This window comes from Microbacterium sp. SLBN-146 (assembly GCF_006715145.1).
Lineage (GTDB): Bacteria > Actinomycetota > Actinomycetes > Actinomycetales > Microbacteriaceae > Microbacterium.
Genome location: NZ_VFMR01000001.1, coordinates 1,552,265 through 1,578,206 on the forward strand (window position 1 = coordinate 1,552,265; position 25,942 = coordinate 1,578,206).

21 protein-coding genes are annotated in these 25,942 nt (G+C 69.0%); 18 read left to right on the forward strand and 3 right to left on the reverse strand.

What is annotated here, in order from left to right:
• The first annotated feature begins 172 nt into the window (after positions 1 to 172).
• The 11 genes from FBY39_RS06555 to FBY39_RS06600 all read left to right on the forward strand — a co-directional run bounded on the left by FBY39_RS06555 (position 173) and on the right by FBY39_RS06600 (position 17,098).
• Positions 173 to 1,255: an ATP-binding protein gene (locus FBY39_RS06555; RefSeq protein ID WP_141931223.1), complete on the forward strand. Its 1,083-nt coding sequence runs from the start codon at positions 173 to 175 to the stop codon at positions 1,253 to 1,255.
• Positions 1,256 to 1,517: 262 nt separating this feature from the next.
• Positions 1,518 to 2,141: a hypothetical protein gene (locus FBY39_RS06560; RefSeq protein WP_141931225.1), complete on the forward strand. Its 624-nt coding sequence runs from the start codon at positions 1,518 to 1,520 to the stop codon at positions 2,139 to 2,141.
• Positions 2,138 to 3,244, forward strand: a complete 1,107-nt coding sequence (locus FBY39_RS06565; protein WP_141931227.1) for an LCP family protein — start codon at positions 2,138 to 2,140, stop codon at positions 3,242 to 3,244. The genes FBY39_RS06560 and FBY39_RS06565 overlap by 4 nt, the downstream gene beginning before the upstream one ends.
• Positions 3,241 to 4,752 (forward strand): sugar transferase, encoded by a 1,512-nt coding sequence (locus tag FBY39_RS06570; RefSeq protein ID WP_141931229.1) that lies wholly within the window; start codon positions 3,241 to 3,243, stop codon positions 4,750 to 4,752. The genes FBY39_RS06565 and FBY39_RS06570 overlap by 4 nt, the downstream gene beginning before the upstream one ends.
• Entirely contained in the window at positions 4,752 to 5,537 is a 786-nt protein-coding gene (locus tag FBY39_RS06575; protein WP_141931231.1) for a WecB/TagA/CpsF family glycosyltransferase, read from the forward strand. The genes FBY39_RS06570 and FBY39_RS06575 overlap by 1 nt, the downstream gene beginning before the upstream one ends.
• A complete protein-coding gene (locus tag FBY39_RS06580; protein ID WP_160133001.1) occupies positions 5,534 to 6,544 on the forward strand; it encodes a glycosyltransferase in 1,011 nt (336 codons plus the stop codon). Before FBY39_RS06575 ends, FBY39_RS06580 begins: the two co-directional genes overlap by 4 nt.
• Complete coding sequence (locus tag FBY39_RS16405; RefSeq protein ID WP_160133003.1) at positions 6,541 to 7,779, forward strand: hypothetical protein; 1,239 nt, start codon at positions 6,541 to 6,543, stop codon at positions 7,777 to 7,779. Before FBY39_RS06580 ends, FBY39_RS16405 begins: the two co-directional genes overlap by 4 nt.
• Entirely contained in the window at positions 7,779 to 8,891 is a 1,113-nt protein-coding gene (locus FBY39_RS06585; protein WP_160133005.1) for a glycosyltransferase, read from the forward strand. Before FBY39_RS16405 ends, FBY39_RS06585 begins: the two co-directional genes overlap by 1 nt.
• A 144-nt stretch (positions 8,892 to 9,035) precedes the next feature.
• Complete coding sequence (locus FBY39_RS06590) at positions 9,036 to 9,683, forward strand: GAP family protein (RefSeq protein WP_160133007.1); 648 nt, start codon at positions 9,036 to 9,038, stop codon at positions 9,681 to 9,683.
• Positions 9,684 to 9,829: 146 nt separating this feature from the next.
• Positions 9,830 to 12,247 (forward strand): LuxR C-terminal-related transcriptional regulator, encoded by a 2,418-nt coding sequence (locus tag FBY39_RS06595; RefSeq protein ID WP_160133009.1) that lies wholly within the window; start codon positions 9,830 to 9,832, stop codon positions 12,245 to 12,247.
• A gap of 624 nt (positions 12,248 to 12,871) precedes the next feature.
• Complete coding sequence (locus FBY39_RS06600; protein WP_222115668.1) at positions 12,872 to 17,098, forward strand: family 43 glycosylhydrolase; 4,227 nt, start codon at positions 12,872 to 12,874, stop codon at positions 17,096 to 17,098.
• An 89-nt stretch (positions 17,099 to 17,187) separates the two neighbouring features.
• On the opposite strand, the gene FBY39_RS06605 is transcribed toward FBY39_RS06600, so the two are convergent.
• Positions 17,188 to 17,850, reverse strand: coding sequence for a class F sortase (locus tag FBY39_RS06605; RefSeq protein ID WP_260837470.1), 663 nt, complete (start codon positions 17,848 to 17,850; stop codon positions 17,188 to 17,190).
• On the reverse strand, positions 17,847 to 18,560 hold the full coding sequence (locus FBY39_RS06610) for a CHRD domain-containing protein (protein WP_141931242.1): 714 nt from the start codon (positions 18,558 to 18,560) through the stop codon (positions 17,847 to 17,849). The genes FBY39_RS06605 and FBY39_RS06610 overlap by 4 nt, the downstream gene beginning before the upstream one ends.
• A 217-nt stretch (positions 18,561 to 18,777) precedes the next feature.
• Between FBY39_RS06610 and FBY39_RS06615 the strand changes: the two genes are divergently transcribed.
• The 7 genes from FBY39_RS06615 (at position 18,778) to FBY39_RS06645 (ending at position 25,445) form a co-directional block, all read left to right on the forward strand.
• Complete coding sequence (locus FBY39_RS06615; protein ID WP_260837471.1) at positions 18,778 to 19,302, forward strand: RNA polymerase sigma factor; 525 nt, start codon at positions 18,778 to 18,780, stop codon at positions 19,300 to 19,302.
• Entirely contained in the window at positions 19,289 to 20,014 is a 726-nt protein-coding gene (locus tag FBY39_RS06620; RefSeq protein ID WP_141931246.1) for a hypothetical protein, read from the forward strand. The genes FBY39_RS06615 and FBY39_RS06620 overlap by 14 nt, the downstream gene beginning before the upstream one ends.
• A 93-nt stretch (positions 20,015 to 20,107) precedes the next feature.
• Entirely contained in the window at positions 20,108 to 21,715 is a 1,608-nt protein-coding gene (locus FBY39_RS06625) for a molybdopterin-dependent oxidoreductase (RefSeq protein ID WP_141931248.1), read from the forward strand.
• 17 nt (positions 21,716 to 21,732) lie between these two features.
• Entirely contained in the window at positions 21,733 to 23,313 is a 1,581-nt protein-coding gene (locus tag FBY39_RS06630; protein ID WP_141931250.1) for an L-serine ammonia-lyase, iron-sulfur-dependent, subunit alpha, read from the forward strand.
• Positions 23,314 to 23,431: 118 nt separating this feature from the next.
• The gene (locus FBY39_RS06635; RefSeq protein ID WP_141931252.1) at positions 23,432 to 23,887 is read left to right on the forward strand and encodes an Hsp20/alpha crystallin family protein; all 456 of its coding nucleotides are present in this window, start codon (positions 23,432 to 23,434) and stop codon (positions 23,885 to 23,887) included.
• Positions 23,888 to 24,088: 201 nt separating this feature from the next.
• Entirely contained in the window at positions 24,089 to 25,105 is a 1,017-nt protein-coding gene (locus tag FBY39_RS06640) for a DUF2804 domain-containing protein (protein ID WP_141931254.1), read from the forward strand.
• A 46-nt stretch (positions 25,106 to 25,151) separates the two neighbouring features.
• Positions 25,152 to 25,445, forward strand: a complete 294-nt coding sequence (locus tag FBY39_RS06645; protein ID WP_141931256.1) for a DUF4287 domain-containing protein — start codon at positions 25,152 to 25,154, stop codon at positions 25,443 to 25,445.
• Between the two features lie 13 nt (positions 25,446 to 25,458).
• Here FBY39_RS06645 and FBY39_RS06650 read toward each other — a convergent pair whose 3' ends face one another.
• On the reverse strand, positions 25,459 to 25,902 hold the full coding sequence (locus FBY39_RS06650) for a MarR family winged helix-turn-helix transcriptional regulator (RefSeq protein WP_141931258.1): 444 nt from the start codon (positions 25,900 to 25,902) through the stop codon (positions 25,459 to 25,461).
• Positions 25,903 to 25,942 lie beyond the last annotated feature (40 nt).

The following is a 25,942-nucleotide window of genomic DNA, read 5'->3' on the forward strand; positions in this document are numbered from 1 at the left end:
CGGGCCGTGCCGCGGCATCCCGTTCCGTCGGAGCAATGCCGTGCGGGTGAGGTGAGACCCCCTACGTCGATCGAAGGTGGGTGAACCGAGGCGCGAAGCTGCGTCGCTTCGGGTGGCGTGGTGCCACGATTGCCGCCATCAACGCAGCGGCGGCAGCAGCCAGACTCCGCCGGTGGACGAACCGGATCAGCTCGAGGTCGTGGCGCTCGGCGCGCGCATCGTCGTCCGGATCGAAGGGGACGGCGCCGCCGGAGTCATCGACGACCTCCGTGAGCGATGGCGCCGCTGCCTCCACGACGATCCGGATGCCACGGCCCGGACGCTGACCTACCGTCTCGGTCCGGATGGCTCCCTGCACGCTGACGCGCTGCGGCATCGCATCACGGTCGACGTCACCGCCGCTGCCCTCGACGAGTGCCGCGGCGACCTCTTGACCCTTCACGCCGCCGGGCTCGAAGACAGCGACGTCGCCTACTGCTTCGTGGGGCCCTCGGGCGCGGGAAAGTCGACACTGGCTTCGCGGCTCGGTCGTGAACTCGGCTACGCGGGCGACGAGGCGGTCGGCGTCGACGATGACGGTCGGCTCATCGCGTTCCCCAAACCGCTGTCGCTCCGCTCATCGGGCGCGCACGACAAGCAGCAGGTCGGGCCGGATGCCCTTGGTCTGCGTCCGGCGTCAGGGGGGCTCCCCATCGCTGGGGTGTTCGTCCTCGATCGGCAGACGGATGCCGCGGAGGAGCCGGCTACAGCGCCCCTCGGGCTCGTCGACGCCGTCGTCGCGCTCGCACGCCAGAGCTCCTACCTTCCCCAGCTCGATCGCCCTCTCCAGAGGGTGGCGACGCTCATCCACCGCCACGGCGCCCACCGCCTGACCTACGGCGAGAGCGCCGACGTGCTGAGCGTCGTCCGCGAGGCCGTCGCGCAGCCGACCCGGGACGAGAGGTGGGAGTGGTCGGTGCCCATCGACACGGCGCTGTCGCCCGCGGCCCCGGGAGAGCCCGCCGTGCGACGCGTAGATGTGCGGGACGCGATCGAGGATGCCGACGGCACGGTGGTGCTCCTCGACGGAACCGATCTCCAGGTGCTCTCGCCCCTCGGCTCGCTCATCTGGCGCCTCACGGCCGACTGGACACGCATCGACGACATCGAGCAGGAGATCGCCCGCATGACGGGCGCAGACCCCTCGGCGTCGGAGATGGTGCGAGAGCGGCTCGCCGAGTTGGTCGCGAGCGATCTGCTCGAAATGCGCGACTGATGCGCGCGGCTCGAGGCGGGGGTGGGCGAGTCTCGATGCGCGATTCGGGTGAGAAGCGCGGTGATCCGTCGATCCTCTTCTTGATCGACACGTCGTCTCTGTGGCCTCGAGATCTCGCAGATCACGAACGACTTCTCCCGGTTTTCACCCGCGTCCCGCGGGAACGGGCCCCACTGTCGGCCATCGGCGACGGACGTACTTTTCCCGAGCGTCGCCCCGCGACCTCCGATATCGGCGGCGACGCACGAGTCGAGGTGACCACATGGCTATGACGCGACGCGAGTTGCGCACGCTGCGCACCGAGCCGGGTGCGGACGTGTCTCCGAGCGAGGTGACGCCACCGCACGCGACGGTTCTCGTCGTGTGCACCGGCAACCTCGTGCGCTCGCCGTTCCTGGCTCATCTGTTCGCGAGCCTCGGCCTCGACGACATGAGCTTCGTGAGCGCCGGCGTGAGGGCTGTCGACGGGATGCCGGCATCCACCCGCGTACAAGAACTGGCGCGCGAGTACGGACTCGATCTGTCGGAGCACCGAGCACGCCGTCTCGACGAGTACTCGGTCGCCGGCGCATCGACCGTCGTGTGCGCAGCTCGCGAGCACAAGAAGGACGTGCTGCGCATCGACCCCACGAATCTCCACCGCGTCTTCACGCTGCGGGAGATCAGTCGTGCGGCAGAAGAGCTGGGCGACCTCGACCCCGCGACGTCGCCCGTCGCGCGGTGGGACGCGCTCGTCGAGCACGCGGCAGCCCATCGTCGCTCTGCGGACGATGATGACATCCCCGACCCGTATCGACTCGGCGATCGCGACTGGTGGGAATTCGAGAAGGCCGCGCTGGGAGCGGCGCTCCCCGTCCTGCGTCAGCTCGTGGGGGCGGAGTCATGACCCTCCTCACGGCGCACGACGCGCTCTCGGCGATCGAGCAGCGGTTCGGGGACCGGCAGTCCACCCACTCTCCGGGCGGTGTCCCGGCCCGGCGGCGACGGACCTGGCGAGCCGTGTGGGTCACCCTCGCGGTCCTTGCGGCGCTGCTGCTGGCGGCCGTCGTGCTGGTGTGGTTCCTCGTCGGATCGGTCGTCTCGGCCGTCACGGTGCTCCCGGACGACGAGATCTTCCCCGCGGCATCCGGTCGTCCGAGCGCCGCCGCCGTCGCACCCGACACCAACATCCTGATCCTCGGCACCGATTCGCGCGCAGGACTCGGCGATGCGGAAGACCTGCAGGACGGCACGGCGACGGGCCAGCGCTCCGACACCATGATGCTCGTCAACATCGCCGGCGATGGATCGGGCGCCGCGGTCATTTCGCTCATGCGCGACTCGTGGGTGTCGATCCCCGGGCACGGTGAAGCCAAACTCAATGCGGCGATGTCGTGGGGAGGTCTTCCCCTCGCGGTCGAGACTGTCGAATCGCTCCTCGGCCAGCGGATCGATCACGTCGCGGTCGTCGACTTCGAAGGCTTCGCCGACATCTCCGAAGCTCTCGGCGGCGTCCCCGTGGAGTCGCCGATCGCCTTCGACAGCCTCAACATGAAGGGCTACAGCTTCACGCACGGCGAGAACATCGTCGAAGGGGATCGTGCCCTCGCATTCGTACGGGAGCGCTATGCGTTCGCCGACGGCGACTACCAGCGCGTGCGCAATCAGCGTTCGTTCCTCGAGGGAGCGTTCTCGCGACTCCGCGATGTCAGTGGACGCTTCGACGCGCTCCGCCTGAACGCCGCGCTGCGAGCGACGGCGTCCCATCTCACGGTCGACGCGGGCGTCACCCTCCCGTGGATGGTCGAGGTCGGCACCGCCGTCGCGCAGTTGCCGGACGACCGGATCGTCTCATTCACCCTCCCGACGACGGGGACCGGCACGAGCGCTGACGGCCAGTCGATCGTCGTCGTCGACGACGCGCTCACGGCGCAGTTGGTCGAGCAGCTGAGTTCGGGCGACGTCATCGGGTTTGCGCGCGACAACCAGTTGACGGGGGCGGACTCGTGACGACGCATGATCTCGGTGTTCCGCAGACGTCCGTGCCGCAGCCGGTTGCGTCCTCGTCGGCCGGCACGCACAGGGGCATCGCGCGCCCGACCATCGCGACCCGCCTGACCATCGCGACTCGCCCGACCCGGAGGGTCAACGGATACTCGGCGTTCCTCACGTGGGCGCCGCTCATCGGCGACGCGATCTGCCTGCTCATCGCGACCTTCGCGGTGCAGTTCGTCCGGTTCGGCTCCGACGGCGGCGGCAAGGTCGACATCGGAATCGACATCGTCGACTACCGCGTCTTCTCGCTCATCGTCGTCGCGTGCTGGCTCTCGGCGATCGTGCTCGTCGGAAGCGGGCGCGTGAGCACGAGTCCCGTCGGCGGCGACCTGCGTACGGTCCTCGTCGCGACGGAGATCACATTCCTCGGCACGGCGGTCGCGGCACTCGTGCTGCAGTCGGAGTTCTCGCGCGTCTTCGTACTCGTCGCTTTCCCGCTCGGCGCCGCGCTTCTCCTCATCGAGAGACTCGTGTGGTCGGCATGGCTGCGACGGCGTCGTGCGCAGGGTGCGTTCCCCGTGCGGATCCTCGCGGTCGGGTCGACGGCGACGGCCTCGGAGCTCGCGGGGGAGTGGGGGCGGACACCGCACGTGGGTGCTCAGGTCGTCGGTTCGTGCGACAGTCCGACATCGGTCGCCGCCGTCGCGGAGCAGGCGCGGGCCCTCGATGTCTCGCTCGTCGTCATCACGACCGAGAGTCGGGCCGACCCGCGCTACATCGAGGACCTTGCCTGGAGCCTCAAGGGGAGCGGTGCCCACCTCGCGATCTCGACGAACGTCGGGGTGATCTCGTCGTCGCGCATGGAGGTCGTCTCACTCGGGTCGCATCCCTTCGTCGCACTGGCCTACCCGCAACTGTCGCTCTCCAAACGGCTCGCCAAGCGATGCTTCGACGTCCTCTGCTCCGCGCTCGGATTGCTCGTTCTCAGCCCCGTACTGCTGGCGCTCGCCTTCGCGATCCGTCTCGATTCGCCGGGCGCCGCCCTCTACGCCCAGACCCGCACGGGGCGAGACGGCGAACCGTTCCGCATGCTCAAGTTCCGTTCGATGGTGACCGGCGCCGACGCGATGGTCACCGACCTCGCGCACCTCGACGAGGGCTCCGGCCCGATGTTCAAGATCCCCGAAGACCCGCGGATCACCCGGATCGGACGCCTCCTCCGCCGATGGTCGATCGACGAGCTGCCGCAGCTGGTCAACGTTCTGCGCGGAGACATGAGCCTCGTCGGGCCACGCCCCGCGCTGCCGACCGAAGTCGACGCGTACACGGATCGCGACCGTCGACGCCTGAACGTCCGCCCGGGGCTCACGGGGCTCTGGCAAGTGTCCGGCCGCGCGGACCTCCCCTGGGAAGAGGGGGTGGGACTCGACCTCTCCTACGTCGAGAACTGGAGCCTCACGGGCGATCTCGTCGTCCTGCTCCGCACCGTCGGCGCCGTCGTCTCGCACCGAGGAGCGTACTGATGTCCCAGATCGAGACCTACGAACTCGTCGGCGGATGGCCCCACGTGTTCGGGCAGCCCCTCTTCGCGGGCGACGACCGCATGCTGATGGAAGTCGTCGATCAACTCGCAGACGGCGGCTCCCTCCACCTCGTCATCACTCCCAACGTCGACCAGCTGCTCCTCGCAGAGAAGGACGACGAGCTCCAGGCGCTCTTCGCCGAGGCATCCCTGCTCCTGACCGACGGCGCGCCGCTCGCGGGACTCGCGCGGCTCCTCGGCGCGCCGTCGCCACCGCGTCACACGGGTGCCGATCTCCTCCCCGCCGTCGCCGACCACGCGCGCGGGTCGAAGAAGACGGTCGCGATCACGGGAGGTCGGGCGGACGTCACGTCGACGGCGGCGAAGAGCCTGCGTGAACGGTTCCCCGGGGCCGAGGTCGTCGCAGTGCCGTTCCCGGATGCGAGCGACGACGATCCTGCCTCTCAGGAGCGCGTCATCGAGGAGCTGCGTCGACTGCGTCCTCACTACGTGTTCGTGTGCCTCGGCTTTCCCAAGCAGGAGAACTGGGTCGTCGCGCACCTCGCCGAGCTTCCCCCCGCGGTCTATGTCGGGGCAGGAGCCGCCGTCGACTTCGCGGCGGGTACCGTCACGCGCGCTCCCGCACTCGTGCGCCGCTGGGGCCTCGAATGGCTGTGGCGCCTCGCGTCGGAGCCGCGCCGACTCGCCCACCGTTATCTCGTCCGTGGTCCCGGCTTCCTCCGTGTGGCTGCGAGAGCGTGGCGCCTCAACCGTCGGCAGGCATGACCGCGGCGCCCGATCCGCCGGTCGCGCTCGTCACCTGCCTGCATTTTCCCGGGAGTCGTCTGGCAGGCGCGATCGCGCGTCTCGAGGACACGTCCCCGCACGTCAGCGAGATCGTCGTCGTTCTCGACGGCGTGACCGATGACGAGCGGCGCGAGATCCTCGAGTGGGCGCCGCTCCTCCCGAAGGTGCGCATCCTGCAGCCGCGCTCGCCTCTCGGGGTCGCGAACGCCCGCAACCTCGCCCTCGCCGCCGTGACAAGCGAGTACGTCTGGTTCGTTGACGACGACGACGAATGGGTGCCGGATGCCGCACGCGTCGTCGCCGACTCGCTCGCGGACGGGTACGACGTCATCGCATTCCGTGCCCGCTATCGCGACCATCCCGACTCCGCCGGGCGGGTCGTCGACGGCGTCGACGAGTCCCGCGGAACGACCGCGCGGGAAGCGCGACGGATGCTGCTGGACGGGACGCTCCAGGGCTTCCTGTGGTCGAAGCTCTTCGCCCGGCGCGTCCTCGGGACCGATCCGTTCCCCGATCTGTCCTCGCAGAGCGATGTCGTCGGCGTCGCGCGCGCACTCGCCCGCAGTCACCGCCTCCGCCTCCGACCCGAAGAGCTGTACACGTACGTCAATCGCCCGGGCTCCATCACGCGCACGTCGGCCTTGCGCCTGCAGAACCTCGCTCGCGCGAGCGATCTCGTCGTGGAGGCGCTGGCCGATGATGCCGACCCGGCCGAGACCGACCACTTCCGTGCGTGGTTCTCGTGTAGCGGCACCGTCCGCACCGTCGCCCGGCAGCGCGTACCTCTCCGCGAGGCGATGCCGGCACTCCGCGACGCACAGCGGTCGGCTCGCCTCCTCGCGCGCCGCGGCGTGAGGGGTGACGGTGCGCGTATGCGACTCGAGCTCGCTGCGCTGCGGCTCGATCCCCGCGTGGCAGTGATTCTCGGACGATTCGCCTACGCCCTCCTCGACGCTCGGCGTGCGTTTCGTCGGCGCGCATCATGAGGATGCCGTCGCGGCCGACCGTCGTGCGCCTGGCGGGCTTCGTCGTCATGCCCGCCGCGGGCGTGCTCGTGCCTCTGGCCGCCCTGCCGGCGATCGGCTCGCTCGGCGCCGCGACGCTCCTCGGCGTCTTCTATGCCCAGGCTGTCGGCGCGGCGGGCGCCGTCGTCGTCGAGCTCGGCTGGGGACTCAGCGGCACGCAACGCGTTGCGCGTCAGGCCGTCCGCAACAGTCGACAGCTCGTCGCTCTGTCGACGCTCACGAAGCTCGTCACGGCCGTACCCGTCCTCGTCGTCGCCATGATCGTGATGCTGCTCTTCGCGCCCTCGAAGGAGCCGGCGTTCCTCGTCATCGCGGCAAGCGGCATCCTCGCGAGCGTCAATGTCACGTGGGTGCTCATCGGGTTCGGCCGCCCATGGACCGTCTTCGCGGTCGATACGATCCCGCGTGCCGTCGCGACCCTCATCGCGGCGACCGCCATCTGGCTCGGCGGATCGCTCTGGTGGTACGCCGGCGCGATGCTGGCCGCGACGACAGCGTCTGCCGCTGCGGGTCTCGTCGTCCTTCGCGTCGAGCGGGCGCACTTCGCACGGCTCCGCACGCGGCACGTCATCCGCGCCCTGTGGGCCCAGTCGCGAGCCCTCACTGGGCGGTCGATCAGCGCGCTGTACATCGCCCTTCCGATCACCCTCGTCACTGCCGTGGCGCCGAGCGGCGTCGCCGAGTCGTTCGCGGCGGCCGAGCGGATGCAGCGCATGGCGCTCACGGGACTGCAGGCGTTCCCCAACTGGATGCAGGCCCGCGTCGGAAGGGTCGTCGACCCCGCCCGACGGCGTCGGACCGCCGTCACGTCGATCTGGATGAACACGTCCGTCGGCGCGGTCGGGGGAGTCGTCTTCACGCTCCTCGCACCCTGGGCGTCGACCTTCATCTACGCCGGTGCCGTCGAGCTCACCCTTGCGCAGTCGGCGCTCGGCGGCATCCTGATCGTCGTCGTCTCGGCATCCCGTGCGGTGGGGTCGATCGCCCTGGTCGCTGTCGACCGCATCGAAGGGGTCGCATGGAGCGCGCTGCTCGGCGCCGTCGTGGGTGTGCCGCTGCTTCTCCTGCTCCCCGTCGCGCTGGGCGCTCCCGGGGCGCAGGTCGCCGAGATCGTCGCCGAGGTCGGCGTATTGGCCGTTCAGGTGGGATTTCTCGCGGGCGCGTTGCGGGCCCGCGATCGGAGGGAAGGAACGTGATGTCGAAGAACAGTGGGACGGTCTTCTACTTCCGGGTCGAGGACCCCGGCTACCCGAGGAACGCGCGGATACGCGGGTATCTCGCGCGCAGGAGGTGGGATGTCCGCGTACACCGGCGAGCGGCGCGGACACGTCGCTTCCGCGCTCTCCGTGACGCGCGCGCCGCCTTCCGGGGAGCCCGGACGGCGGATGTCGTCGTCGTGTCCGAGATCTCGATCCCGTTCGTGCCCGTCGCGTGGCTCGCGGCACGGATGTTCCGCACTCCGCTGGCCGTCGACGGGTTCGTCAGCAAGTACGAGACCGATGTCGAAGACGGCGGACGCCACGACCCGAAGAGCTTCGGCGCACGGTACCGGGCATTCATCGACCGGTTCGCCGTCCGAAAGCCCGACGTCTACTTCGTCGACACACGCGTGCGGCGCGCGCAGATCCTCCGGCGCTACCCCGACGCCCACGTCCTGTCCCTCCCCGTCGGTGCTCCCGCCTGGGCCCGAGCGCGCGCGTGGAAGCCTGTAGAAGACGGGATGCTGCGCGTCCTCTTCTACGGGTCCTTCCTCCCCCTGCACGGCGTGCCCGTCATCGTGCGCTCGCTCGTCTTCGCGCCCTCCGTGCGCCTCACCCTGGTCGGCACGGAGGATCACCCGGGGGGCACGGAGGACATGAGGATGCTCGCGCGAGAGCTCGGAGTGGAAGAGCGCACGCGGTTCCTCCCGACCGTGCCGCAAGAGGAGCTGGCTGACATCATCGCCGCGCACGACGTCGTGCTCGGCCTCTTCGGCGGTTCTGCGAAGGCGGGAAGCGTCATCGCCAACAAGGTGTGGCAGGGACTCGCGTGCGGTCGCGTCGTCGTGACCCGCGAGAGCTCGGCGCTCGACGAACTCGCCCCGCTCGCCGCGGGCCAGTTGCGTACCGTTCCCCCCGGCGATTCCGCCGCCCTCGCGGCATCCCTCGAAAAGATCGCCGATTCCGTCGGCTCGTTGCCGTGGCACGAGTGGTCCAAGACGGCCGAACGGCTCGAACGCTACGTCGACAGCGAGTTCGCCGCTCTCGATACCGCCCTGACCGACCGGCGAGCGGGTTGGTCCGTGCGACCACGGATCGGCCTTCGATAGGCATGAAGACCCTTGCGGTGGGTATGCGCGACGGGCAGTATGCGCATGCGCTGCGTGATACCGCGGGTGAATCCCCGGCCCGGAACCGTCGTCTGCGCGAACTTCCCCCCGAAGCATCTCTCCTCAAGAGATAGGACTGCCTTCATGCTCAGTGCTCTGGGACCGGCTCTCATCGTCGCCGCCGCTCCGGTGGTCACGATCATCGCGCTCTCTCTCGCCGTGTCCGCCAAATCCTCCGCCGCCGTCATGGGATTCGCGATCGGCCGGGCGGCCGCCATCGCGGCCGCGACGCTCGGCTTCGCCGCCCTCTCAGCGGCGATCGCGCCGGATCCCGACGTGCTGCGCCGGGTGGCGAGCATCGTCGAACTCGCCCTCGCCCTGTTCCTCATCGTCGTCGCGCTGTGGGCGTGGCTCCGTCCCCATCAGGACATGGTGGAACCGGGATGGATGCGCCGGATCGAAGGGTTCGGCTGGCGTTCCGGTCTCGTGCTGGGCGCTGTCATCTGGCTGGGAAATCCCAAAATCCTCGTCACGGTCATGCTGACGGGGATGCTGCTCGGGGCGCAGTCCTTCGCGACAGCGGCGGGAAGCACGGTGTTCTTCGTCCTCGTCGGGTCTGCGCCACTCCTTGCGCTGGCGGCCGCTCGGGTCGTCGCCGGCCGATCTCGAAAGGACGCGTTCGAACGTATGCATCGGTGGGTTCTGGAGAACAGCTGGCTCGTCCTGGCGGTCGTCTCGCTGCTCGTCGCGGTGCTCCTCATCGTCGACGCCGTCACGGGTTTGCGCGCGTGATCCCCGACCTTCCGGCATACGGCACAATGGGTGCGGGCCAGCTCGAGCCCGCAGACGCAGCGACCCCGGTCCCCACGAGAGCGTCGCTCATCCTCGAAAGCGAACAGATGACTGTGCTCATCCGTGAGGAAGAAGTACGCCGAACCGTGGAACTGATCCGGTCCGGGATCGACGTCGAGGTCACGGGTCCCTGGGCCGGAGGCGTCTCGGATCTCGTGAACGCCGTCCGTCGCCGTCTCGAGGCGCAAGGATTCTCCCTCGTGACGGTCGCCGCAAGACCGGGGTTCGCATCGATGAACTTCGCGGCGCTGCGCTTCTCGCTGCCCGAAGTGTTCCAGGCGACGAGTGAGCCGGCCGTCGTCGTGGACCGGCTCTCTCGCATGCTGTCGGCGGACGAGGCGGCCGTCGTCGTGCTCGAGAACGCCGACCACCTCGACCCGTTCAGCCTGCAGGCCGTGACGGAGTCGGTGCGCCGGTCGCGGGCGCGACTGCTGGCATCCCTCTCGTCCATGAGTGCCCAGCCGCCGCGGCTCCTGCTCGATCGGCCGCTCCTTCGCGAGTCGCTCCGCCCGCTGTCGTACCTCGACGTCGAAGACCTGCTCGATGCCCGCAGCAAGAACCCCATCGATCCGATGCTCGTGCGGCGGATCTACCTCGACTCCGGTGGCAACGCCCAGATCGCGACCGCCCTGTTTGAGGTGGGAGTGCGCAGCGGCGCGATCCACGCCCCGCAAGGCACCTGGACATTGCACGCCTCCGATTTGTGGGATCCGTCGCTTGCCGCGCTCGTCGAACAGTCGCTCAGTCACCTGGGTCTCCAGGCGCGCGCATGCCTCCGGCTCGCGGTGCTCGCTCCCGCCGACAGCGCGACGCTCATCGAGGCACATGGAGCCGCAGCCGTCGAGGAGCTTGTGCTCGAAGGGCTCCTGCACGTCGACGAGGGGCGGCCCGCGTTCGTCTCGCCGCCGATCGTCGTCTCCTACCTTCGTTCCCGTTCCGCGGCGGGCGCCCGCCCCGAGTCCGGCACGCACGATCGCATGAGCGATCGCGGTTGGAGGCAGCGGCTGGGACAGCAACTGGATGCTGCGAGCAGCGAGGTCCTCGCGAGCGCGCGCGAGCGATTTGCGGGTCACCCGGGAGCCGCGACCGCCACGGCGCTCGTCCGGGCGCTGTGGAGCGCGGGAGCGAGCTACGCCGAGGCCGAGGAGCTCATCCGCTCGGTGCCGCCGTCTCCTGATGAGCCCGCCGCCGAGTTCACGCTGCAACTGCTCCACGCGCGCTGGCTCGCGTTCGGGGTCGGTGAGGTCGACCGTGCCCTCGAGCTGCTCACGCGTGCCGAGGAGGGCGGAGGACCGTACGCTGCGGACGCATCTGCCCACCGGGTGCTCGTCGGAGCCTGGGCGAGAGGGATCCCGGATGCCGCCGTCGCCTGGGCGCGAGAGGTCGCCGCCGCTCCGGCATCCGACTACCTCCCGGTCACCCGCGTGTCGATCGCGAACCTGCTGATGCAGGCCGGGTGGCCGCTGTCAGCGCTCGAAATCGTCGGGGACGTGATTCCCGATGACCCCGAGGCGGCATCCGTCTGGGTCTTCACGCGGGTGAGCGCTCTCCTCGCGATCGACGAGTACGACGCGGCCGTCGCGCTCGCCGAACACCACGTGTCCGTGGGAGTGCGCAAGCTCGACCGGAAACAGTTGTTCGCGGCATCCTATGGTCTGATTCAGGCGCGCATGTACATGGGTCAGTGGGAGAAGGCGCGGGAGCTCGCGGAGAACATCCAGATCGCAGGACGACCGAATCTGCTGCTGCTCCATGTCCAGCGGATGGCCCGTGGTGTCCAGGCGGTCGTCGCGGCGGAGCAGGGTCGCGTCGGAACTCCCGACTCCGGCCTCGTCACAGCACCCTCCGACGCGCTGCCGTACGCTGTCGCCCAGCCGGGGATCCAGGAGACGATCGAGCGCATCGCGGCGCAGCGCTACGACAACATCGCGATGTTCCTCCTCCCCGCGGCCCGTTCGGCCGACGAAGCGGGCAGCCGCTACGCCGCCTCGTACCTCGCCGCGTATGCGCTCGCGCTCGATCCGTCCGAGGCGACGATCGCGGCGATCTCGGGTTTCACCACGACCAGCGAGCTGACGGCGTTCGACAACTTCCTCGCGTACATGCGACCCCTCGTCGAACGGCCCGCCGAAGTGATCTCGGGCACCGTTTCGATGGTCGCTCGGGGGACGTTCTCGTACCTCGCGATCATCGGAACCGTTCGGAGAGCCAAATCGATGGAGGGCGCCAAGCGCGACGCGCTCATGCGCGAGGCGTTCGCCATGAGCCGACGCCTGTCGGTCGTCTTCCCGCGCAAGGTGGCCGATGCGCCGGACACCGAAACCGAGCCTCTCTCGCCGCGAGAGCGGCAGATCGCTCGGCTGGCAGGCCGACTGTCGAACGCGCAGATCGCCGAGCGCTTGGGGATCAGCAAGCGGACCGTCGACCACCACGTATCGAACGCCCTCAAGAAGACCGGCGTCGCGTCGCGCCACGAACTCGCGGCGCGCATCGGGACGGGCTGACACAGGAATCCGGGCGCGGAGGGGGTGTGGACGGGAGATTCCCGCCCACACCCGTGTTCGTCCCGGCTGTGGGGTGCAGCCCGACCGCTGGGTACGGCGACGAACAGTTCGAAGGAGTTCTCCTCCGTGCAGTGCCCGCGGGCACTCTCCGGCATGCTCTCGATCGCCTGCCGGAGGTCTGAGATTCCTCCGCGATCGCCGGTGCCGCGATCGCTTGGTGTCGATGATCGTGCCCGCGCGTCGCGGCGCGAACGGCCCCCACCTCCATCGCGGTGATCGGTCCCGGCAAGTTCATCCTCTTCGTCACCTTCCGGCTCGCCGCATGGGTCCGGACCCCGGGTCCTCCGAGCCCATCCACCGCGAGACTGCATCCTCCGGCCGAGACAGCGGCCCCCGCGTGCAGTCTCGGCCGGCAGCTGCGGTTTCGCGGTGAGTCACAGTCTTGTGAGCGGTAACAGATACCGGTAACGTGGGCGGCACTGATCGATCGCCGACGATTCAGATCTGGGAGGACGTGCGATGACGCAAGGTGTTGTTCGAAGAGTGGTAGCTGTCGTAGCGACAGTGGCACTCGGTTTGGGAGGCGCGGTCGCTCTGGCGCAACCGGCCACAGCGGCGGCGACGATGGTCGCCCATTATCCGCTCGACGAGACGTCCGGCACGGTTGCCGTCGATGCCTCGGGCGCGGGCCGCAACGCAACCTATGTCGGGGGAGCAACGCTCACCGGCGGCGAAGGAGTGCGGCTCGACGGCGTGGACGACCACGTGAAGCTCCCCAACAACATCCTCGCGGGCCTGACGTCGATCACGATCAGCGCCGAGGTCCTCATCCGCGCGAGCCAGGCGACTCCCTACTTCATCTACGGACTCGGCAACACCGATTCCGGCGGTGTCGGCAACGGCTACCTCTTCTCGAGCGGCAACGCATACCGGACGTCGATCGCGACGGGCAACTGGTCGACCGAGCAGACGACCTCGAGCGGCGCGAACCTCACGCGCGACGTGTGGAAGACCATCACGTACACGCTCGACGACGCCTCCAACACGGCACGCGTCTACCTCGACGGCGTCCAGGTCGCCCAGAACAGCAACGTGACGATCACCCCCGGATCCATCGGCGGCGGCGTCACGACGGCCAACTACCTCGGTCGCTCCGTCTACAACGCCGACCGCACTCTCGCCGGCAGCCTCCGTGACGTCCGCATCTACGACTCGGCGCTGACGGCTCCCGAGGTCGCGGCGCTCCACCCGACCGACGCGACCAAGCTCGCCCGCGACGCCGCCACGCTCTCGCTCGGCGATCTGTCGGCCGTCACCGGCAACGTCACGCTTCCCGCGACCGCGGTGAACGGCTCCAGCATCACGTGGGCCTCGAGCGCCCCCGGCACGATCTCTGCTTCCGGCGTCGTGACGCGTCCCGCGAGCGGACAGCCGAACGCCACCGTCACGCTGACGGCGACCCTCACCCGGGGAGGCGAGACCGCGACGCGCACGTTCGATGCGACGGTCCTCGCGATGCCGGGCGACGAGGTTCTCGCGCAGGCCGACCTCGATGCGATCGTGATCCCGGATGCCACCGGCATCCGTGGCAACATCACGCTCCCGTCCACCGGTTCGGTCAACGGCACGTCGATCTCGTGGACGGCATCTCCCGCGGGCATCATCACGACCGCACCGGAGGGTCGCAAGGCCGCCGGCGTCGTCACGCGCCCCGCGACCGACACGCAAGTGACCCTCACCGCGACGGTGCCCGGCACGCCGGCATCCCGAGCGATCACCGTCACCGTGCTCGCCGCTCCTCAGGGACTCGACACCGACTACACGGCGGGCTACCTCTGGACGCACTTCGAGGCGCAGGGTGGCTACGAGAAGATCTTCTTCGGACACAGCGAGGACGGCCTCCACTGGTCGAAGCTCAACGACAACTCGCCGATCCTGGCGAACCTCGGCGGCGACCTCGGTGTCCGCGACCCTCACCTCGTCCGCTCCGCGGAGGGTGACAAGTACTGGATCATCGGCACCGACCTGCACGCCGAAGGCGGCGGTGCGGGAGGTTCCGGCTGGGACCAGCTCAACGCGAGCAAGAACATCGTCGTGTGGGAGTCCACCGACCTCGTCAACTGGAGCGATCAGCGGATCGTCTTCGCGGGCTTCGAGCACGCCGGAAACGTCTGGGCGCCCGAGTCGATCTACAACGAGGAGACCGGCGAGTACTACGTCTACTGGTCGGCGCGTGACCGCCGCGAGAACGAGACGCCCGACTGGGCGCTGCGCGTCTACCTCACCAAGACCCGCGACTTCGTGACGTTCACGGAGCCCGAGGTGTGGGCGTCGCTCAACGCGCAGGGTGACGGCCAGACCGGCCCGAACATCATCGACTCGACGATCGCGAAGGAAGGCGACACCTACTACCGGTTCTCCACGTCGGACTGGTGGACGGTCGTCGACACGTCGACGAGCCTCGACGGCCCCTGGACGACCGTCATCGCACGTGACCAGGCGGCATCGTTCGGTCTCAAGGCACGCATGGAGGGCCACACGGTCTACCAGCTGCCCGACGGTCGCTGGGCGGTCATGGGTGACGACGGCGGCTACTACGCCCACACGGCGAACACCCTCGCGAGCCTGCAGTTCACGCAGCTGAGCGTCGGTGCGGGTGCCAACCAGTACTCGTTCGAGCAGCGGTTCCGCCACGGATCCGTGCTGCGTCTGTCGGCTGCCGAGGAAGAGCGTCTGCTCGAGGCCTACGGCGACGAGCCGGTCGACCCGGTGGACCCCGAAGAGCCGCAGGTCGGTCCCATCGCGGAGTACACCTTCGACGACGGGACGCTCGCGGACTCCGTGGGCAACGCCGACCTGACGGCATCCGGAACCGCTGCTGTCGCGACGGATGCCGAGAAGGGAAGCGCCCTGCGTCTGACCGGAGCGACGAACGGATACGCCTCGTTCCCGACCGGGATGTTCGACGGTCGCGACACGATGACGGTCTCCATGGACATGAAGTCGGAGCTGTCGAGCGGCAACTTCTTCAACTTCACGTTCGGGAAGGACACGACCGACTACTACTTCCTCCGCACCCGCGGCGGTGACGTGCGCAGCGCGATCACGCAGGCGTCGTGGCAGAGCGAGTCGGCCGTGACCGGCTCGGTCACGACGGGTCAGTGGCACCGCTACGACGTCGTGTTCGAGGACAACCGCATGACGGTGTACGTCGACGGCGTCAAGCTCGGCGAGAACACGTCGCTGTCGGCGAAGGTCAGCGACCTCGGCGAAGACCTCGTCGCGTACCTCGGACGCTCGATGTACTCGGGCGACCGGTTCGCGCAGGCGTGGTACGACAACGTGCGGGTCTACAACCGGGCGCTGTCGCAGGCAGAGGTGCTCGCGAACGCCGGCGTCGAGGACCAGCTCCTCGAGGTCTCGCTCGCGCAGCCCGACGCGCTCAAGGTCGCTCCGATCGTCGACGCGGACGACTACAGCGTCGTCCTGCCCGTCGTGAAGGGCACGGATGTCACCGCTCTCGCGCCGACGTTCACGACAGTCGAGGGCGCGACCGTGTCGCCTGCCAGCGGAACGGTCGTCGATCTGACCGACCCGGTCGAGTACACCCTGACGACGCCCTCGGGCGACGAGGTGACGTGGACGTTCGAAGCCCGGGTCGTCAACAGCCCGGTGCTCGAGGGTCTCTACGCCGACCCCAACATCGCGGTCTTCGGTGACACGTACTACATCTACGCCACCACCGACGGGTTCCCCGGCTGGGGTGGCAACGAGTTCTACGTGTGGAAGTCGAAGAACCTCGTCGACTGGGAGCGCGCCGCCGAGCCGTTCCTGAAGCTCGACGGCGCCAACGGCAACGTGCCGTGGGCGACGGGTAACGCATGGGCCCCGACGATCATCGAGCGCGACGGGAAGTACTATTTCTACTTCTCGGGCCACAACGCGAGCCTCAACCGCAAGACGATCGGTGTCGCCGTGGCGGACAGCCCCGAAGGCCCCTTCGTGGCGCAGCCCACCGCGATGATCCTCAACAACGAGGCCGTCACGTCGGGCCAGGCGATCGACCCGGCGGCGTTCCACGACCCGGTGAGCGGCAAGTGGTACCTCGGGTGGGGCAACGGCAGCCCCGTGCTGGCCGAGCTCAACGACGACATGGTCTCGATCAAGGCGGGGACGTTCCAGCGGATCAACGGTCTGACCGACTTCCGCGAGGGCGTGTTCTTCAACTACCGCAATGGTCTGTACCACCTGACGTACTCGATCGACGACACCGGTTCGGAGAACTACCGTGTCGGTTACGCGACGTCGACGAGCATGAACGGTCCGTGGACCTACCGCGGTGTCATCCTCCAGAAGGACCTGTCACTCGGGATCAAGGGGCCGGCGCACAGCTCGATCATCAACGTGCCGGGCACCGACGACTGGTACATCGCGTACCACCGCTTCGCGATCCCGAACGGCAACGGCACCAACCGCGAGACGACGATCGACAAGATCGAGTTCGGCGAGGACGGTCTCATCAAGACCATCGTCCCGACCCTCGAGAGCGTCGCTCCGCAGACGATCGAACTCGGCCCCGAGATCGAGGTCACGACCACGACGCGATGCATCGCCGGCAAGGCGTACCTCGTCGTCCAGGCCAAGAACCTCGATGACTCGCCCGTGTCGATCGAGCTGACCACGGTGTACGGCAGCAAGACGTACGCCACGGTCCAGCCGGGCAAGGCGGTGTCGTCCGCGATGGCCACACGCACGGTGGCGTTCGCGAGCGGATCGCTGACCGCGACGGCGACGTCTGCCACGGGCTCCACGACGGAGACCGTGACGTACAACGCCTTCTCGTGCGGATGACAGTGATCTGCTAGCGGCATGAACGATGCGGCGACGGATGCTTCGGCTCCGTCGCCGCATCGCTTTCTCCCCGAGGGGGGATCGGCCCCTCAGGCGTCGGCGCGGACGGCGTAGACGACACGGTTGTCGACGTACGAGTCGGCGCCGCGGTCGTAGACACCGCCGCACGTGATGAGGCGCAGTTCGTCGTGGGGGACCGCCCCGAAGACTTGCGCGGTGGGGAAAGCGGACTTGGGATAGTCGGCGGTCTCCGTCACGACATAGCTGTGCACCGTGCCCGCGGCATCCGTGATCTCGACCGCGTCTCCCGGGACGAGATCGCGCAACCGCATGAAGACGGCGACGCCCGTGGGTGAATCGACGTGTCCCGCGATGACGAGCGGACCGTGACCGCCCGGGCGTCCGCCACCCGTGAACCACCCCACGTCGTCATAGTCGGACGGCACCTCCATCGACCCGTCGGCGGCGATGCCGAGGTCGATGAGCGGCTCATCGAGGCCGATCGCCGGGAGCGTCACGCGGGCGGGGGCGACCCCGAGGGGGAGCGGCGCGATCGTGGCTGTCGGGGTGGGGGATGCCGTCACCGACGGCGCCGTCGTGACGGTCGGTCGCGGCGTCGACTCCGGCGCGGCGTCGGCGACGGAGCCGCACCCCGTGAGGATCAGCGCGGCGGTGATCGTCAGCGCACCCGCGGTGCGCGGCACCCGCCCGGAGGAGAGCGGATGCCGCGCGGCTCGCGGAGCGGGGATCACCGGCTCGCAGTCTGCCGACGTCGGTGCAGGACGACCGCGGTTCCCACCGTGAGGCCGACGACGCCGAGCGCGGCAGCACTCAGTCCGAGGGCGTCGGAGGTTCCACCGGCCGTGCCGCCCGCACCCGTGTCGACACCGCCGACGGGGACGGCGGTCAGCTGGCCGCGGACAACGCCGGCGGCATAGTCGACGGTGTGGGAGTCGCCCGTGAATCCGGCCGGGTTCGCCTCGATCTGAGCGAGCGAGAAGCCGTCGCCCGTGTCGGCGCCGTTCGCCTCGATGCCCGTCGTGAACGGCCCCTGGAGGCATCCCGACGACGTGCGCGGGCCGTCGCCGACGGGTGCGGGGTTGGGGAAGGCGATGCGCGGCGGTCCGGGCTGGCCCGCGGCGGCCTCGTGGATGTGGGTGGCTGTCCGGGCGGGGCTCTGGTAGTCGCCGCTCACTCCCTCGAGGCGGATGTCGTAGCAGATGATCTCGAGGTCGGAGTTGATCCGGAACGTGAACGTTCCCGATGCCCCGGGCTGGCCGGGTGTTGCGACGCCGTCGTTGTTGACGACCTGGTCGGGCGTCGCCATCACAGTGAACGCGCTCGTGAAGCTCGACGGTTCGGCGACCTCGGTATCTGCGTAAGCCGGTGCTCCGATCGCGAGCAGTCCGACCGACGCGAGCGCGCCGATCGTGATCGGACGGGCGATTGTCTTCTTCGTCATTTCCTCGGTCCTTTCCACGGGGACGCGGACGCATCCGTTACGGGGTTCTACGCCGCGGCATCCGTCTTCGTTCATCTCGCCCGCAGATCGCCGGTCGATGAACGTCGGGGGGCGTGCGGACGTATGCCCTGACGACGGATGGTCCGCGAGGATCACTAGCCTGTGAGGGAGGGCGGACGCGATGGCGGAGGTCGCTCGAGGACGTGGGGGGAACCGGATGGGTCCGGAGCCGGGCGAGGTCGTCGCCTTCGACGCGTCACGCGCGTTCGATGAGAACGGCAGCGCGCTTCTCGGCTTCGCCATGAACGCCCTGCGCGACAGGCCGCTCGCGGAGGATTGCGTGCAGGAGACCTTCCTCCGCGCCTGGCGGTCGCGCGATCGGTACGACGGCACGCGCGCGTCGGAGCGCACGTGGTTGTTCTCGATCGCGCGGAACGTCGTCACGGATGCTCTCCGTGCGCGGGCGCGGCTGCCGCGCATCGGCGACGACACGGAGCTCGAGACGCGGACGGCCGACGCCATCGACCCCCTCGAGCGACTCGGCATCCTCGAAGGGCTCGCCCGCTTGAGCGAACCGCACCGGACCGCCGTCGTGGCGGTCCACATCGAGGGCCGCAGCTACCAGGAGCTCTCGGATGCGACGGGCGTTCCCGTCGCGACTTGGCGTACACGCGCGTACCACGCCCTCCGGGCGCTGCGCGGACATCTCGAAGGGACGGAGGCGCAGGATGAACACTCCTGACGACCGCATCGCGGAACTCATCGCGGCAGCCCTCGCGGGTGAGCTCACTCCGAGCGAATCGGCGGAGTTCGATCGGCTGCGACGGGACCATCCGCGCATCGACGACGAGCTCCGCGAGCTCGGCATCGTGTCCGACCGGCTCCGCCGCGGCGATGTCGTCTGGACGACACCGCGCGACGCCGACGCCCTGCGAGAGCGCGTGCTGTCATCGCTCCCTGCCGTCGATGCACCCGCCATCGACGCTCGCGCGGGGGCGGCGCCGGTGACCGTCACGCCGGTGAGGCCTCGTCCGCGCCGGTGGATCACGCCCCTCGTCGGGGCGGCATGCCTCGCGGCGGGTCTCGTCATCGGGCTCGGGGTGCCGGGTCTCACGAATCAGCCGCCCTCGGGTCCGCCCGGAACGCTCGGCGCGGTCGAGCCCCTTCAGGTGCGCGATGATCTCGACGGCATCGACGTCGAGGCGGAACTCGTCGCCCACACGTGGGGCACGGAGGCCATTCTCGAAGCGACGGGACTCGATGTGGGCGCGACGTACGCCGTCGTGTTCATCGGGGCGGACGGCAGCGAGTTCTCGGCGGGCGAGATCCTCGGGTCGGAGGTGCCGATCCTCTGCCGCATGAACGCCGCCGTGATGCGCGGTGACACGGTCCGCTTCGAGCTGAGGGACGCCGCCGCCGAGGTCATCGCGCACGCCGACCTCCCGGAGGCCTGAAGAGCGGGGATCCGATTCGGCGACGCTTCCGAACAACTCCCGACCGCGCAGACACCTGCGCGCCGACACCGTCATCGGTGACAGGAGGAGAACGTGAGCACTCGCATTCGACGTGGGCGATTCGTCGCGGCATCCGCGCTCGCCGGCCTCGTGAGCGGACTCGTCTTCCTGGCGGTGGCGGAGCTCGTCGCGCTCGTCGTCGCCCGCGAAGCGAGCCCCATCCTCGCGGTGGGGTCGTTCGTCATCGACATCGTGCCGCAGCCGCTCAAAGAGTTCGCGATCGAGACCTTCGGGGAGGCCGACAAGATCGCGCTCCTCGTGGGCCTCGGCATCGCCGTCGCCGTGGCGTCGGCCGTCGCCGGCATCCTGGAACTCGTCCGTCCTCCGCTCGGCGTCGTCGCCCTCGGGATCGCGGGAGTCCTGTCGACGGCCGCCATCGTGACGCGTGCGGGGGTGACGCCGTTGGCGTTCGCGCCGCCCGTGCTGGGTGCGATCGGGGGTGCCGTCATCCTCGTGCTCCTCAGCCGCCGCCTCCGTGCGTGGCGAAACGGGGCTGTCGCGCCGACCGAGTCGGAGGTCGAAACGGATGCCGAGACGCAGGTCGATGCTGACACGACCCCCGCCCCGCGAAACCTGGACCGACGTCGCTTCTTCGCCCTCGCAGCCATCGCGGGGGCTTCGGCCCTCATCGTGGGGATCACGGCGCGCGCCGTGAGCGTCGCGACCTCGTCGGTCGAAGCCGTCCGGAAGGCGCTGCGCCTCCCCGCACCGAAGTCGACCGTGATGGTGCCCGCGGGTGCCGAGTTCGACATCCCCGGCCTCACGCCGCTCTTCACTCCGCCCGAGGACTTCTACCGGGTCGACACGGCGCTGACCGTCCCGACGATCGACCCCAACACGTGGCGGCTCGTCGTGGACGGCATGGTCGATCAGCGCATCGAGCTGAGCTTCGACGACCTCGTGAACATGGGTCTCGACGAGTACTCGATCACCCTGACCTGCGTGTCGAACGAAGTGGGCGGCAACCTCGTCGGCAATGCCAAGTGGCTGGGCGTGCCCGTCCGCGACATCCTCAGGATGGCCGGACCCCAGTCGGGCGCCGACATGGTGCTGTCGCGCAGCGTCGACGGCTTCACGGCCAGTACGCCGCTGACATCGCTCACCGACGACGGTCTCGATGCGATCCTCGCGGTCGGGATGAACGGCGAGCCGCTCCCGCTCGAGCGCGGCTTCCCCGTCCGCATGATCGTGCCGGGGCTCTACGGCTACGTGTCGGCGACGAAGTGGCTCAGCGAGCTCAAGGTCACGACGTTCGCGCAGGACGAGGCGTACTGGACCCCTCGCGGGTACAGCGCCGAGGCGCCCATCAAGTTCTCCTCGCGCGTCGACACCCCCAAGATCGGCGCTCCCGTCGCCGCGGGACGCATCCCCATCGCGGGCGTCGCGTGGGCCCAGGCGGTCGGCATCGAGCGGGTCGAAGTTCAGATCGACGACGGCGACTGGCAGTCGGCGACGCTGTCGGAGGCGGTCAACGACACGACGTGGGTGCAGTGGATGGTGGAGTGGGATGCCACTCCCGGAACGCACTACGTCGCGGTGCGGGCCGTCAACAAGAACGGCGACCTTCAGATCGAGGAGCGCGCGCCGATCGCCCCCAACGGATCCTCCGGCTGGCAGCGGTCGCTCATCACGGTCACCTGACGACGTAGCCTGGTGGGGTGAGCGCCTACGTATCGGCGTTCGAGCTGTTCTCCATCGGCGTAGGACCCTCGAGCTCCCACACGGTCGGTCCCATGCGGGCCGCCCTCGACTTCGCCGTGCGCCTGCGCGAAGGGGGCGTGCTCGATCACGTGCAGCGCGTCACCTGCACGCTGTACGGCTCTCTCGGTGCGACCGGTATCGGCCACGGCACCCCCGACGCCGTCGTCGCGGGGCTCATGGGCCTCGAACCCGAGACCGTCGACCCCGACCTCGTGCGCGCCGCGTGGACGGCTTGGCCCGAGGGCCGCGCACTCCGGGTCGCAGGGTCGCACGACGTGCCGTTCTCGAAGTCCGACATCGCCTTCGTCCCGCGCACGCGGCTTCCCGGTCACCCGAACGGGATGATCCTCGAGGCGTGGGGTTCACCGGACGCCGGTCCGCCGAGGGATGCCGCGCCGTCGCTCGTCCGCGAGACGGGGAGTGCTGCGGCATCCGTGGCATCACCGTCACCCGTCGACGATGATGCGCTCATCCTGCGGGAGACCTACTACTCGGTGGGCGGTGGCTTCATCCGCCGCGAGGGCGAGCCGCCGCGCGTACAGGCGCACGCCTACCCCCTGGACTTCTCGAGCGCCGAGGGGCTGCTCGCGCTCTGCGACGAGCGCAACATCACGATCGCGGAAGCCGCCCGCATCAACGAGGAGGCGCTGCGGAGCGACGACGAGATCGCCCGGGGACTCGACGCGATCTGGGATGCCATGGCGGGATGCGTCGATGCGGGGCTCCGCGCTGACGGGGTGCTCCCCGGCATCCTCAAGGTCAAGCGGCGTGCGGGTGCGATCCGGGAGCAGCTCGACGAGGCCGAGGCGACGGGGCGTCGGGAACTCCCGGGTGAATGGCTCGGCGCGTTCGCACTGGCGGTCAACGAGGAGAACGCCGCGGGTGGGAGGGTCGTGACGGCACCGACCAATGGCGCGGCGGGAATCGTGCCGGCCGTCGCGATGTACTGGTGGCGGTTCCTCGCCGACTCCGGACTCGGTGCGGGCAACGCGGTCACGCCCTATGGTGAGCTCGTCGGGAGTGCGCTCCTCGGCTTCCACCCGCCGGAGCCCGAGCTCGCGGAGGGTTCCCCCGCAGCGCTCGCAGAAGCGAACCGTCGACGTGGCATCCGCAGATTCCTCCTGACGGCGACGGCACTCGGGTCACTGTTCAAAGCGAATGCCTCGATCTCGGGTGCCGAAGGCGGATGCCAGGCGGAGGTCGGGTCGGCGTGCGCGATGGCGGCGGGGGGCCTGACAGCCGTCATGGGCGGGACGAACCGGCAGATCGAGAACGCCGCGGAGATCGCGATGGAGCACCACCTCGGCCTCACGTGCGATCCCGTCGGAGGGCTCGTTCAGATCCCGTGCATCGAGCGGAATGCGATCGCCGCGTCCACCGCCGTGACCGCCGCGCGGCTCGCGCTGCGCGGGGACGGCTCGCACTTCGTCTCACTCGATGCCGTCGTGGAGACCATGCGGCAGACCGGGATCGACATGTCGACGAAGTACAAGGAGACGAGCGAGGGCGGTCTCGCGGTGAACGTCATCGAGTGCTGACCTGCACCTGAAAATTCGCTCGATGTCATTAGCACTCGATAGGGGAGAGTGCTAATCTAGCGGCAGGTTGAGTCGACTCGACTCAACCCCACAACACTTCGACATCGAGGAGGACACCATGGCAACCTACGACCCCTTCCGTGACCTCGACCGTCTCGCGTCGAGCCTGTTCGACACGCGCCGCGGCCCGCGCCGCATGCCGATGGATCTCTATCGCGACGGCGACCACTACGTGCTCACCGCTGATCTCCCGGGCATCGATCCGGGCTCGGTCGACGTCGACGTCGACGGCCAGCTGCTGACGATCCGCGCCGAGCGCACGCTCTCGACCGGAGACGGTGTGACGTGGATCACTCGCGAGCGCGAGGCGGCCAGCTTCCTGCGTCAGCTCAACCTGGGCCAGGGAGTCGACACCGATCGCATCTCGGCGAGCTACACCAACGGCGTGCTGAGCGTCACGATCCCCGTGAGCGAGAAGGCGAAGCCGCGCAAGATCCAGGTCACGTCCCACGCCGGTGACGCGGTCATCGAGGCGCACGAGTCGAGCGAGGAGCCGCGACTCGTCGAACAGTGATCGGGGACACTGCCCGAATCGAGGATCACACGTGGAGCCACCGGCGCGGCGCCGGTGGCTCCACGGCGTTCGGCGGCGGGCGCGATAGGTCGGACGGGTATGATCTCCTCACCCGAAACGTCCGGCCCGAACCGGATGCCCCCCATCACCTGACGGCGCAGTGTTCCTGACCTGGCCCGACGGACGTCCGCAAGGATGCCCATGAACGACCCGTTCTCCGTGCCCGAACGCGAGATCACCGAACCTGTATCCCTCACTCTTCCCGACGGTCGACTCGATCGACGTGCCGTCGGGTGGGCGCGGAAATCGCTCGTCGACACCGCCGCCATCGGCCGAAGTCGCTGGGGCCGGAACAAGCGCTGGGAGTACTGGAACGTCGCCACCCCGTCACACGTCCTCGCCGCGACGGTGTCGTCGCTCGACTATGCGGCCGTGCACGAAGTGTGGGTCTTCGATCGCGCATCGGAACGCTCGTGGGGGCGAAGTGCGACGGTCGTCCCTTCGCGCGGCGTGCACTTGCCGGCATCACTCGACGCTGGTCCGGCGCGCGCTCGAACGCGCTCGCTCGAGATCGACATCGAGCCCGTCGACGGAGGGACGCGCGTTCGCGCGGCGGCACCCGACGTCGCGTTCGACGTCGTCGCGGCGGCACCGGCCGGTCACGAGCGACTCGGTGTCGTGGTTCCGTGGTCGGATACGCGGTTCCAGTACACCGTCAAGGACGTCGCGCGTCCGGCATCCGGCACGGTCACGATCGCGGGAGAGACCTTCGACGTTCCGAAGGGACGCTCGTGGGCCGTTCTCGACCACGGGCGCGGGCGGTGGCCGTATGACGTGCGGTGGAACTGGGGTGCGGGGGGAGGTCGCTCCTACGGCCGGGTCATCGGCATCCAACTGGGCGGGCGATGGACCGAGGGTACGGGTGTCAGCGAGAACGCCTTCTTCGTCGACGGTCGGATGCACAAGATCCACGGCGAGGTGGGGTGGGATTACGACATGGAACAGTGGCGTCGTCCGTGGGTCGTTGCGGGCGGTGGGCTCGAGGCATCCTTCGAGCCCTTCTATGACAAGGTCTCCCGCACGAATCTCGGTATCGTCGCGAACTCGACCGACCAGTGCTTCGGATACTGGAGCGGCACGTTCCGGACGGTGGAGGGCGACGCGATCCCCTTCGATCACGTCTTCGGCTTCGCCGAGGAGGTCCACAACCGCTGGTGACTCGGTCGCTACAGTGGAGACGTCGATCCGCACCGAGAGGATACGCATGTCGTTCCAGGCTTACCTCGACAACATCGAGGCGAAGACGGGGGTCACTCCTCGCGAGTTCGTGGATCTCGCGGCGCAGAAGGGCTTCGGTCCCGGCACGAAGGCGGGCGAGATCATCGCGTGGCTCGGCGCGGATTACGGCTTGGGGCGCGGACATGCGATGGCGCTCGTGCACGTCATCACGAAGGGGCCGAAGATCGACGCGAAGCACGTCGGTTCGGGTGGCACCCACGCCGATGCCTCCGACACGCTCTGGCTCGATGGCCGGGCGTCCAATCCCGCGAACAGCTGAGCTCAGCCGCGGTTCAGCACCCCTTCGGTGGGGAGGAACGCAGCTTCGCGGTCAACGCGCGCAGTTGAGCGAGCTCTTCGTCGCTGAGGAACGACATGCGCTGTGCGATGGATGTACCGTGCGCCGTCGCGATCCGGCGGAATGCCGCGTCGCCCGCATCCGTCGCCGTGACGAGCGCCCCGCGCCCGTCCTCGGGGTCGGCGCACTTCGAGACGAGTCCGCGCGCGACCATCCGGTCGACGAGGCGAGAGACGCTCGGCTGGCTGATGAGCATGTTGGCAGTGACTTCGCGCAGTCGTGCGGTGCGGTTTCGGCCGCGGGTGACCGTCAGAAGGACGTCGTACTCGGCTTGGGACAGGCCGGTGTCGTCGAAGTCGCAGCGGATCTCCTCGAAGACCTCGTGCTGCGCGCGGAACAGACTCTCCCATGCCGAAATGGCCAGCCGGCGATCAGTCATGGAGCAAGAGTACGTCCCACCTGACGGATCTAGGCTGTTC

Coding starts and splice junctions, on each gene's coding strand:
- FBY39_RS06560 (WP_141931225.1), top strand. CDS start 1,518: ATGGCTATGACGCGACGCGAGTTGCGCACGCTGCGCACCGAGCCGGGT.
- FBY39_RS06565 (WP_141931227.1), top strand. CDS start 2,138: ATGACCCTCCTCACGGCGCACGACGCGCTCTCGGCGATCGAGCAGCGG.
- FBY39_RS06575 (WP_141931231.1), top strand. CDS start 4,752: ATGTCCCAGATCGAGACCTACGAACTCGTCGGCGGATGGCCCCACGTG.
- FBY39_RS06580 (WP_160133001.1), top strand. CDS start 5,534: ATGACCGCGGCGCCCGATCCGCCGGTCGCGCTCGTCACCTGCCTGCAT.
- FBY39_RS16405 (WP_160133003.1), top strand. CDS start 6,541: ATGAGGATGCCGTCGCGGCCGACCGTCGTGCGCCTGGCGGGCTTCGTC.
- FBY39_RS06585 (WP_160133005.1), top strand. CDS start 7,779: ATGTCGAAGAACAGTGGGACGGTCTTCTACTTCCGGGTCGAGGACCCC.
- FBY39_RS06590 (WP_160133007.1), top strand. CDS start 9,036: ATGCTCAGTGCTCTGGGACCGGCTCTCATCGTCGCCGCCGCTCCGGTG.
- FBY39_RS06600 (WP_222115668.1), top strand. CDS start 12,872: ATGGTCGCCCATTATCCGCTCGACGAGACGTCCGGCACGGTTGCCGTC.
- FBY39_RS06610 (WP_141931242.1), bottom strand. CDS start 18,560: ATGACGAAGAAGACAATCGCCCGTCCGATCACGATCGGCGCGCTCGCG.
- FBY39_RS06615 (WP_260837471.1), top strand. CDS start 18,778: ATGGGTCCGGAGCCGGGCGAGGTCGTCGCCTTCGACGCGTCACGCGCG.
- FBY39_RS06620 (WP_141931246.1), top strand. CDS start 19,289: ATGAACACTCCTGACGACCGCATCGCGGAACTCATCGCGGCAGCCCTC.
- FBY39_RS06635 (WP_141931252.1), top strand. CDS start 23,432: ATGGCAACCTACGACCCCTTCCGTGACCTCGACCGTCTCGCGTCGAGC.
- FBY39_RS06640 (WP_141931254.1), top strand. CDS start 24,089: ATGAACGACCCGTTCTCCGTGCCCGAACGCGAGATCACCGAACCTGTA.
- FBY39_RS06645 (WP_141931256.1), top strand. CDS start 25,152: ATGTCGTTCCAGGCTTACCTCGACAACATCGAGGCGAAGACGGGGGTC.
- FBY39_RS06650 (WP_141931258.1), bottom strand. CDS start 25,902: ATGACTGATCGCCGGCTGGCCATTTCGGCATGGGAGAGTCTGTTCCGC.